The sequence below is a fragment of the Paenibacillus chondroitinus NBRC 15376 genome, assembly GCF_004000765.1.
GTDB classification, from domain to species: Bacteria; Bacillota; Bacilli; order Paenibacillales; family NBRC-103111; genus Paenibacillus_E; species Paenibacillus_E chondroitinus.
In genome coordinates, this window is record NZ_BILW01000082.1 from 1 (window position 1) to 9,152 (window position 9,152).

A 9,152-nucleotide genomic window follows, 5' to 3' on the forward strand; every position below is an offset into this window, starting at 1 on the left:
AAGTACGCAGCTGAGAAGCCCGAAAAGGCCGTCTCGCGACGAAATCGCACGTCTCAAACCCACATCCAAGAGCCAACAAAGCCCAAAAGGCTCTCTCAGCGCCGGAATTGCTCGAGTATGCAGCTGAGAAGTCCCCAAAAGCCGTCTCACAACAGAAAAGCCCCCACCTCACTGTGCAACACACAGCAAAGGAAAGGACTTTTCATCAATTATTTAGCCGCTTTAGGGCTAATCACCGCAGCAATCGCAGCAGGAGATTCTTTCTCGATCGGACGTTTGCCGACGAACAAGCTGAGCGGCAGCGCAACTAACACGATGAACGTAGCCAGTAGATACACATCGTTCACGCTCATTGTAAAGGACTGCATACTGATAACGGCCTTATCCGTGATCCCGCTGGTTGCGAGTTTTCGGGAATGAGTTGCGGTTTGGGACGCCAGAACCGAAGTGAAAAGGGCGATAGCGAAAGAACCAAAAACGTTGCGCACCCAGTTGCTCATGGATGTTGCATGACCGGACAATGTGCGCGGAATTTGCTCCATACCGGCGTTGCTGGCTGGCATCGTCGCAAAAGCGATCCCGACGTTACGTACGATCATCCAAAATAATATATAGCCACGGGAAACGTCGACACTTAACCAGCTAAGTGTTAATGTGCCTACCGCGATCAAGGAAATTCCGACAAACAGAAGAATACGCGGACCCAGAATGCTGTAGAGTTTACCTACAATCGGCATGCAGAGCGCCATAGCCAGGGAAGCCGGCAGCAGGATTAAGCCAGTATCAAGTGGCGTTACATGCTGAATATTTTGCAGAAAAATAGGTGTCAGGAAAGTTCCCGAGTATAAGCTGATGGTAACAATACTAGAAATGATAAGTGTCAAAGAGTAGCGCGCATTAGCCAAGACGCGAACATTCAGCAAAGGAGAATCGGCTTTCAGCTCCCTCCAGATGAAGAGGCCAAGCATAAGGATACCTCCTGCGAACAACCCGATGACGCGACCCGAAGTCCATCCCCAGGCATGGCCTTGAGAGAAAGCAACGAGCAAAGAGAGACTTCCAAGGACGACGGTGATTAAACCGATCGCATCGAACCTTTTTGGCACAGAAAGACGGTAGAAGGGAATTAGCTTGATAACGAGAAAAATAGCAATAAGTCCAACAGGTACATTAAGAAGGAATAACCAGTGCCAGCTCCAATTCTGCAGAAGCCAGCCGCTCAATGTCGGCCCGATGGCAGGAGCCATCATAGCGGATAACGACCATAGGGAAATCGCAATAGGCTGCTTGTCGCGAGGAATGACCTGATACACGATTGTCATCGTCGCCGGCATGATGAGCCCGCTGAATGCCCCCTGGATAATACGGAAAGCAATGAGGGAAGAAGCATCCCAGGCAATTGCACATAGTAATGAAAAAACAGTAAAGCCCACAAGAGCTAGAGCATACAGTCGCTTATAACTGAATCGCTCACCTAAGTAACCGGTAATAGGAGCAATTGTACCACTTGCCAGCATAAATCCGGTGATGGTCCATTGGATTTTACTCAAATCAGCATTGAAATGTTCACTCAAAATCGGTATAGCAATGTTGATTGTACTCATACTTAAGATCGAAACGAAAGATCCGAAGAAGATGGCAATCATAATTGGCCAGAAACGAACTTGCTGTAAATCATCCTTACTCACTTGATACCTCCACTCTCCATTGATCTTACTCGCCGGATTCTCTATAATTTGAATGAAAATCATCATACTACCAAAGATGACATATGTCAATTATGACATAACAAGGAGTTCCTATGAATACCCTTTCCTATGGATTGCTCAGCCTGCTATCTAAAGATTCTCGAACGGGCTATGAGCTTATGCAGCATATTCAGCCTTTTTGGCCAGCAAAGCACAGTCAAATATACCCTCTCCTTGCTCAACTGGAGCAGAAGGGGTATGTTGAATTTGTACACGTTATACAGTCAGATAAGCCGGATAAAAAAGTATATTCATTAACAGAAGCCGGATTAAAAGCACTTCAGGAGTGGATCGGGCTGCCTACAGACCCGCCGGTAACTCGTGATGAATTTGCGCTGAAAATATACTGCATTGGCCTTGTAAACAAAGAAGAAGCCCTAAGCATGTTGGTTGAGCGCGCGAGTTATTATAAAGGGAAGAAAGAGCGGTTTATGGAGTCCTTCGAGAAAGTCAAAAGACAAAGTGAGAAACCGCTTGAGGAATTAGAGTTTCATGATCCTATGTTCGCTAATTATGTTCTGGTAAAAAAAGCTATGCTCAAAGTAGATGCAGATCTGCATTGGTGCGAGTGGATGAGATCGAAGCTGAAATCATGAATGGGTGGATGCGTCCTTTAGTGGCCAAGCTCTTGAATGACGGTTTGAATCTTCTGAAGGCGAATATATTCCGATTTTTCCAGTTGAGGGCGGAAATAGGCGTATAAATACGCCGCGTCGTGAAAGTCCAGGCCGGGGTAACACACGACCTCTTGGACTACCTGCGGGTTATCCATGATGACCTGCCATTCTCCTGTGCGTTCCGACGGTGATATGGCCGTCAGGACGTGTTTCTTCGCTGCTAAAGTAGCCTCAAGCTCGGCCCAAATGCGCTCCCAGGACGGGCTGAATTGCACCGGCTCAGGAAAGAGGCGGCCAGCTTTGGCGAGTGCCAGCTCCAGCCCAGGGATGTCCGCATCTGCGGCTGCTTTAATAGCCTCGGTTAAGCCGTCCAGCAGGCGGCGAAAGCCTGCATACCCCTCGGCACATACCTCTTGCTGATAAGCAACTTCGGCTTCAGTGCTTTGAAGCATGGAAAACTCGGTATACGCATTCGTTATCATACGGTGAGGTCCCCCCAAAACATACTTTCTCCAAAATGTATCACAATTTTTTTGCCAAAAAAAGCCCTTACATAGGAATGGTCCCTCCCTTGGTTTAAATTCAGTTTATAAAAGTGCTTTATGCTAAAATAAGTGAAAATTAGACCTAACATGAAGCGAGGCTTGATATAAAATGGCTCCAATCCTGATCGTAGATGATGATCCTTATATTCGTGAGCTGGTTCGCGTCTTTATGCTGAACGAAGGCTTCGAGGTGGTTGAAGCTTCGGATGGCGCGGAAGCGCTCAAGCTGCTGGAAACCGTCCAAGTCGACATGGTCATTATGGATATCATGATGCCGAATATGGACGGATGGGAATTATGCAAAGAACTGCGGGAGCACTATGACATCCCACTGCTCATGCTGACGGCCAAAGGCGAGACCTCGCAGAAGGTCAAAGGTTTTGAGCTGGGCACCGATGACTATCTTGTTAAGCCCTTCGAGCCTGTCGAGCTTGCGATGCGGGTCAAAGCACTGCTGAAGCGTTATAAAATTGCTGCGTCCCAAACGGTTCAGGTCGGCGACCTCAGCATGAACAAAAAAACCTACGAGGTAACCGTCGGCTCCGAGAGCTTGACACTGCCGCTCAAAGAATTTGAGCTGCTGTATAAGCTGGCGAGTTACCCGGGAAAAACATTTTCGCGCGACCAGCTGATCGAGCAAATCTGGGGCTTCGATTATGAAGGCAACGAACGGACTATTGATGTGCATATCAATCGGCTTCGCGAGAGGTTCCCGGAAGAACGGCACGCTTTTCGCATTGCGACGATTCGGGGACTAGGCTACCGGATGGAGGTCCTGCCATCATGAACAAAGAGGTGCGGAGGAAAAACCCCAGAAGTCGTGGACAGCGTGTACGCGGTACTTTGTTCGCCGTAGGTTTTTTTCTGCTCATCATTCTTTACTGGCTGGCTGCCTTTTACGGTACAGAGTGGATTTACACCCATATTGATAAGCGCCCAAGCGAAGTCATCGTTCAGCTTATTAACTGTATCAGCGGCATGTTTCTATGGGGCGTCACCATGACTTGCTTGGGCAGGTTCTTCCGCAGCGAGCAGATGAAATTTTTTAAAACCATGATTGCGGCGATCCAGAGTATGTCCAGAGGGGACTTCAATGTGTCTGTGGATAATAATCCGCACAATGGCCCCTTTGTAGAGCTGGTTGATTCCATTAACAACATGGCGGTAGAGCTCGGCCAATTGGAGAAAATGAGGCAGGAATTCATCTCTAACGTGTCGCATGAAATTCAATCCCCGCTCACTTCGATCAGCGGCTTCTCAAGGGCGCTCCAGAACGAGAGCATCACGCCAGAGGAGCGCAAGCATTATTTGGAAATTATTGAAGCTGAAAGCACACGCCTTTCCAAGCTAAGTGATAACTTGCTCAAATTATCGTCGTTAGAGTCACAGCATCACCCTTTTGAACCGAAAAGTTATCGGCTGGATAAGCAGATTCGCAATCATATTCTTGCCTGTGAACCGCAATGGATAGAAAAAAATATCGAAATGGATATTGATCTGGAACCCGTTACGCTATTGGCCGATGAAGATTTATTGAGCCAGGTGTGGACGAATTTAATTCATAATGCGGTCAAATTCACGCCTGTTGGCGGTACCATAGGGGTCCATATTGAAAGCAGCCGAAAAGAAGTTATTATTCGAATCTCCAATAATGGAGCTAATATTTCTGAGGAAGATTTGCCTCATATCTTTGAGCGTTTCTACAAAGCGGATAAATCGAGAAATCGAACTTCAGGAGGCAACGGACTAGGACTATCGATTGTGAAAAAGATCATTGATATGCATGCAGGTACAATATCCGTAGAAAGTAAACCGGAGAAAAAGACGACGTTTATCGTTCGCTTCTCGTTGCAAGAGTCTTAGAAGGAGCACAAATAGAGACCTCCGCTTATCACTGATAACCGGAGGTCTCTAAGTTTCACACATCGTATTCAATTGTCCCTACGCACACTCCAATCAAACCAACTTCCGTTGAAATTACGACTATAAAAGGATCCTTTCCTCGAATAAACGCTGATCACATTTACCGCTTCTGGATTCCCACATGCCCGATGAACGTAACGCGTTCCCGCACCTTTTCTTCCGTCGTTTGAAGGAAAAGTGGGCATGTTTCGCTAACCTTGTCCATTGGACTATCCCCTTCCTAAGTTGAGAATATCCTGGCTACTCTTAGGGGTCCTTACCAGCTGTAAGGCTTGTCCTTCAAGTGAGCCTAACCCAACTATAGCCGATTATTATAATATTGTAAATATTCAGAATATTTGCTAAAAAGAGATTATTGCTGACTATCTTCGTGTTTTCTTTGATTTTCTTCGAATTGCTTAGTTTTTGTAAAGGTTTTGTAAATCTATTATTTTAGGATACTGAACACTCCTTAAGCTTGAAAAGATAAATGGCGAGAAAACCCTTTGAATCTGGTTCCTTGGTAAGTCAGTATTCCCTGATCTCCCTCAACAATATAACCGAACTGATCCCGTCCGACACGCAATTCTAATCTTTGGCGATCTTCAAATTCAAAGGTCGCATAATAGCTCGTGTTAGCACTTGAATCCCCGGATCCTCCGCTAACCTGCATTCTTTTGGCTACAACTTTACAGGTCAGATTTTCGATGGGGGCTGAGTTATTGGAAGACCATGTGATAAATCCTTTGATAATGACAAATAAAATAAAGCCGCCAATAAGCACCGCCACAATTGTAAAAATAATCATAAAAAGGCCTGCACTGCCCTGATTAGGAAAAGCTCCTGTGTTGAAGCCTGTTGACATAATAATCACTCCTCAAAGTTTCGTAGTTCATTCGCGGACCTTTTTAGAGGAATCTTTTGACGAATCGATATCCGGTTTCATGAAACCCAAGCGGTTGCTGCGCTTTCCGGCTATCCCCATGGTTCTCCGAACCTGTGATCCACCACATCCCGGAGCAAGCGTGCTCTTGGGCCAGCTGCTCTGCATAGCTTTTCAGCTTATCGGCTGCTGCTTGGCTGCTGTCTGTTTCTTCCATAGATATCACGGAGACTTCGCTAAACTTCACAACGGCATCATCCGCTTGACGAATACGAAACCCTAGAGTGCCAAGTATTTGGTTCTTTTCTTCGTACACATAGAGGGATTCATCGGGATTGTCACGCATAAAATGCAGCCTATTTTCAATGTGCAAAGGGGAAATCATCTTGCCTGTCCGCTTGGAAACAAAATTGCTGATTTCTTTCGTATCTTGGGGGTTTGCTTCTCGAATGATATACGTCATTACGGGCCTTCTTTCTATGATCCTATGATTCTGCTAATTATACCATATATTGGAACATAAGTTCTACATTTGCATAAAAAAACCCGCCGAAGGGCGGGGTGATCGTCTTGAGCACGATTTACGCTTGCGCATGGATCGTGTTTAACGTCGTACGGTCGCTCGCTTGCACGAGCTTGATGAGCAGTTCTTTCGCTGCGGCATAGTCATCCACGTGAAGAATCGAAGCGGAAGTATGGATATAACGCGCGCAGACACCGATCACGGCAGAAGGAATGCCCGTACCCTGCACGTGCACCAGTCCGGCGTCAGTGCCGCCGGCCGAAATAAAATATTGATACGGGATCTTGTGCGTCTCCGCCGTATCCAGAATGAACTCAACCATGCCGCGATGCGTGATCATCGTAGGGTCAAAGATGCGCAGCAGCGCTCCGCGCCCCAGCTGCCCAAAAGCATTGCGGTCGCCGGTCATATCCCCGGCGGCACTGGCATCCAGCGCGTAGAACAAGTCCGGCTGGATGAGATTCGCCGCCGTGCGTCCGCCGCGCACGCCGACCTCTTCCTGTACGGTAGCGCCCGCGTACAGGACATTCGGGAGCTTCGGCCCGCCGTGAAGCTCCTTCAGCAACTCAATCGCGAGGCCTACGCCGTAGCGATTGTCCCAAGCTTTGGCCATAATCCGCTTCGGATTGGCCAGGGGCGTGAACGGGCAGATGGGAACAATCTGCTGCCCGAGCTTGATGCCGATGGCGAGGGCATCGGCTTTATCTTCTGCGCCGATGTCAATGTACATCGTCTTGATGTCTGCGGGCTTGCTGCGTGCCGCTTCGTCCAGCAAGTGCACGGGCACTGAGCCGATCACGCCGATGATCGGCCCTTGCTCGGTCATGATCTGCACGCGCTGGGCGGGCAGCACTTGACTGAACCAGCCGCCGAGGGGCTGGAATTTGATGGTGCCGTGCTCGGTGATGCCGCTAACCAGGAAGCCAACCTCGTCGAAATGGCCGGCAACCATGATTTTCGGACCGGCCTCGTCGCCGCGCAGGATGCCGAACAAGCTCCCGAGGCCGTCTTGGACGAACTCGTCGGTGTATTTCTCCATTTCACCACGGACAAACTTACGGATGTCACGTTCGAAGCCAGGAGCTGCCTGGAGTTCAGTCAATGTACGAAAAAGCTCTAACGTTTCAGTGTTCATTGGAAATCCTCACTTTTTTACATGATTAGGTAGTGCGATAACTGTTATTTTATCATATTAGAAAAATAAATGAGATTTAGGCCAAAGATATCTTTACAAAACTAATGATATTAGTTATTATGCTTATATAGTTAATAAACGGGAGGCGTTCAAAATGAAAGTAACGAAAATAGGTTTTTTGTATCAGGTGTCTTTTATGCCGAGGTTTTTTCCGGTAAATTGTTATTTGGTGGAGGAAGAGAATGAATTGACGCTGGTTGATGCGGCGCTGCCATTCAGTGTGAAAGGCATTCTTCAGGCTGCAGAGAGCATCGGGAAACCTATTACCCGCATCGTGCTTACGCACGCACATGGCGATCATATTGGCGCATTGGATGGTTTGAAAAAAGTCCTGCCGCAGGCGAAGGTGTATATTTCACGAAGAGATGCTAAGCTGCTGGCGGGAAGCAAGGAACTGGAAGCCGGTGAGCCGAATTTACCGATCAAAGGAGACGTTCCAAAGTCGGTGCAGACCAGGCCGGACGTGTTGTTAAAAGATGGCGATACCGTAGGCTCGCTTCAAGCCATTTCCGCTCCAGGGCATACGCCGGGATTGATGGCATTTCTCGATGTACGCAGCCGTGCGCTGATTGCCGGTGATGCTTTTCAAGTTCGCGGCGGGGTGGCGGTTTCCGGTTTGATGAAGTTCTGGTTTCCATTCCCGGCCATGGCCACATGGAACAAAGAAGTGTCGCTGGAGAGCGCACGCAAATTGAGACAGTTGTCTCCAAGCCTTCTTGCGGTCGGGCACGGTGTAATGATTGACCAGCCGCTTGCGGTGATCGACCGCGCCATTGCGGAGGCAGCTCAGAAATTTCAGATGACAGCGGCAAACATTTAGATAAAAGGGACGGGACATCAATGGCGCAACGACAAGGACTAGACGCAGAAAACGTGCTGCAAGCAGCTGTAGAAATGGCAGATACACAGGGTGTCGAAGGGCTGACATTAGCGGCATTAGCAGCCAAATTAAACGTAAAAACGCCATCGCTTTATAATCATATTAAAGGCTTGCCGGACCTGCGGACGCAGCTTTCCCGGCGTGGACTGATGCTCATCAAAGCCGCCATGGTCGATGCGGTAATTGGCAAAGCGAAAGACGATGCTTTGTTAGCTGTAGGTTTTGCTTATGTGGATTTTGCCCGGAAACATCCCGGTCTGTATGAGGCTATTTCCATCTTGCCTGATTATGAAGATCCGGAGTTGAAGGAGGCGGGCAATGATGTTGTGTTCTTTTTACTGCGGATTCTTGAACCGTATGGACTCAGCGAGGAGGATGCGCTGCATGTGGTGCGCGGCTTTCGGAGTATGGTGCATGGCTTCGCGTCGCTTGAACACAGGAATGGGTTCCGCATGGGGCTTGAGCGCGATGAGAGCTTGAGGCGGCTGCTTCAGACTTATTTGAGGGGATTGCGGACGACGGAGAGTGCAACATAGCAAGCGACATCATAAAGCCTGACGGAAAATGTGATCCGTCAGGCTTTGCTTTTAGCTACTTTACCAATCCTGCACTTTTCTATCACGCTACAAACACCACTGGCACACATAAGAGGATAAAATAGTTGGTAAAGCTGAGATTCTATTGGATGAAATCCACTGAACATAGTGATATGAAGGCTTGAATTGTGATTCTATTGGACGAAATCCAATGAAGTGGGTTAATCAAGCTTCTATAACGCCGGATATTACAGCCTCATTGGATTATGTCCAACGAAATGAGCAATATGGGCGCTTTATGGGTGTTTTCATTGGAAATTATC

Annotated in this window: 10 protein-coding genes; 5 read left to right on the forward strand and 5 right to left on the reverse strand. The window is 47.9% G+C overall.

The genetic code is table 11. The features are described from left to right. Positions 1-209: 209 nt before the first annotated feature. Complete coding sequence (locus PCH02S_RS34845; RefSeq protein WP_307719963.1) at positions 210-1,688, reverse strand: DHA2 family efflux MFS transporter permease subunit; 1,479 nt, start codon at positions 1,686-1,688, stop codon at positions 210-212. A 113-nt stretch (positions 1,689-1,801) separates the two neighbouring features. Here PCH02S_RS34845 and PCH02S_RS34850 point away from each other — a divergent pair, with 113 nt between their 5' ends. Next, a complete protein-coding gene (locus tag PCH02S_RS34850) occupies positions 1,802-2,344 on the forward strand; it encodes a PadR family transcriptional regulator (RefSeq protein WP_127458698.1) in 543 nt (180 codons plus the stop codon). A 17-nt stretch (positions 2,345-2,361) separates the two neighbouring features. Here PCH02S_RS34850 and PCH02S_RS34855 read toward each other — a convergent pair whose 3' ends face one another. After that, complete coding sequence (locus PCH02S_RS34855) at positions 2,362-2,847, reverse strand: hypothetical protein (protein ID WP_127458699.1); 486 nt, start codon at positions 2,845-2,847, stop codon at positions 2,362-2,364. 172 nt (positions 2,848-3,019) lie between these two features. On the opposite strand from PCH02S_RS34855, the gene PCH02S_RS34860 reads away from it, so the two are divergent. Continuing rightward, a complete protein-coding gene (locus tag PCH02S_RS34860) occupies positions 3,020-3,697 on the forward strand; it encodes a response regulator transcription factor (RefSeq protein ID WP_127458700.1) in 678 nt (225 codons plus the stop codon). Next, the gene (locus PCH02S_RS34865; RefSeq protein WP_127458701.1) at positions 3,694-4,773 is read left to right on the forward strand and encodes a sensor histidine kinase; all 1,080 of its coding nucleotides are present in this window, start codon (positions 3,694-3,696) and stop codon (positions 4,771-4,773) included. The genes PCH02S_RS34860 and PCH02S_RS34865 overlap by 4 nt, the downstream gene beginning before the upstream one ends. A gap of 511 nt (positions 4,774-5,284) precedes the next feature. On the opposite strand, the gene PCH02S_RS34870 is transcribed toward PCH02S_RS34865, so the two are convergent. The 3 genes from PCH02S_RS34870 to PCH02S_RS34880 all read right to left on the reverse strand — a co-directional run bounded on the left by PCH02S_RS34870 (position 5,285) and on the right by PCH02S_RS34880 (position 7,353). After that, positions 5,285-5,677 (reverse strand): DUF2500 domain-containing protein, encoded by a 393-nt coding sequence (locus tag PCH02S_RS34870; protein ID WP_246069429.1) that lies wholly within the window; start codon positions 5,675-5,677, stop codon positions 5,285-5,287. Positions 5,678-5,720: 43 nt separating this feature from the next. Then, complete coding sequence (locus PCH02S_RS34875; protein ID WP_127458702.1) at positions 5,721-6,158, reverse strand: GNAT family N-acetyltransferase; 438 nt, start codon at positions 6,156-6,158, stop codon at positions 5,721-5,723. Between the two features lie 118 nt (positions 6,159-6,276). After that, a complete protein-coding gene (locus PCH02S_RS34880; RefSeq protein ID WP_127458703.1) occupies positions 6,277-7,353 on the reverse strand; it encodes a M42 family metallopeptidase in 1,077 nt (358 codons plus the stop codon). 154 nt (positions 7,354-7,507) lie between these two features. On the opposite strand from PCH02S_RS34880, the gene PCH02S_RS34885 reads away from it, so the two are divergent. Together PCH02S_RS34885 and PCH02S_RS34890 are read left to right on the forward strand one after the other, a co-directional pair. Further along, positions 7,508-8,233 carry an MBL fold metallo-hydrolase gene (locus tag PCH02S_RS34885; RefSeq protein ID WP_127458704.1) on the forward strand — a complete coding sequence of 242 codons (726 nt, stop codon included), beginning with the start codon at positions 7,508-7,510 and terminating at the stop codon, positions 8,231-8,233. Positions 8,234-8,253: 20 nt separating this feature from the next. Next, positions 8,254-8,829, forward strand: a complete 576-nt coding sequence (locus tag PCH02S_RS34890; protein WP_127458705.1) for a TetR/AcrR family transcriptional regulator — start codon at positions 8,254-8,256, stop codon at positions 8,827-8,829. The last annotated feature ends 323 nt before the right edge of the window (positions 8,830-9,152 follow it).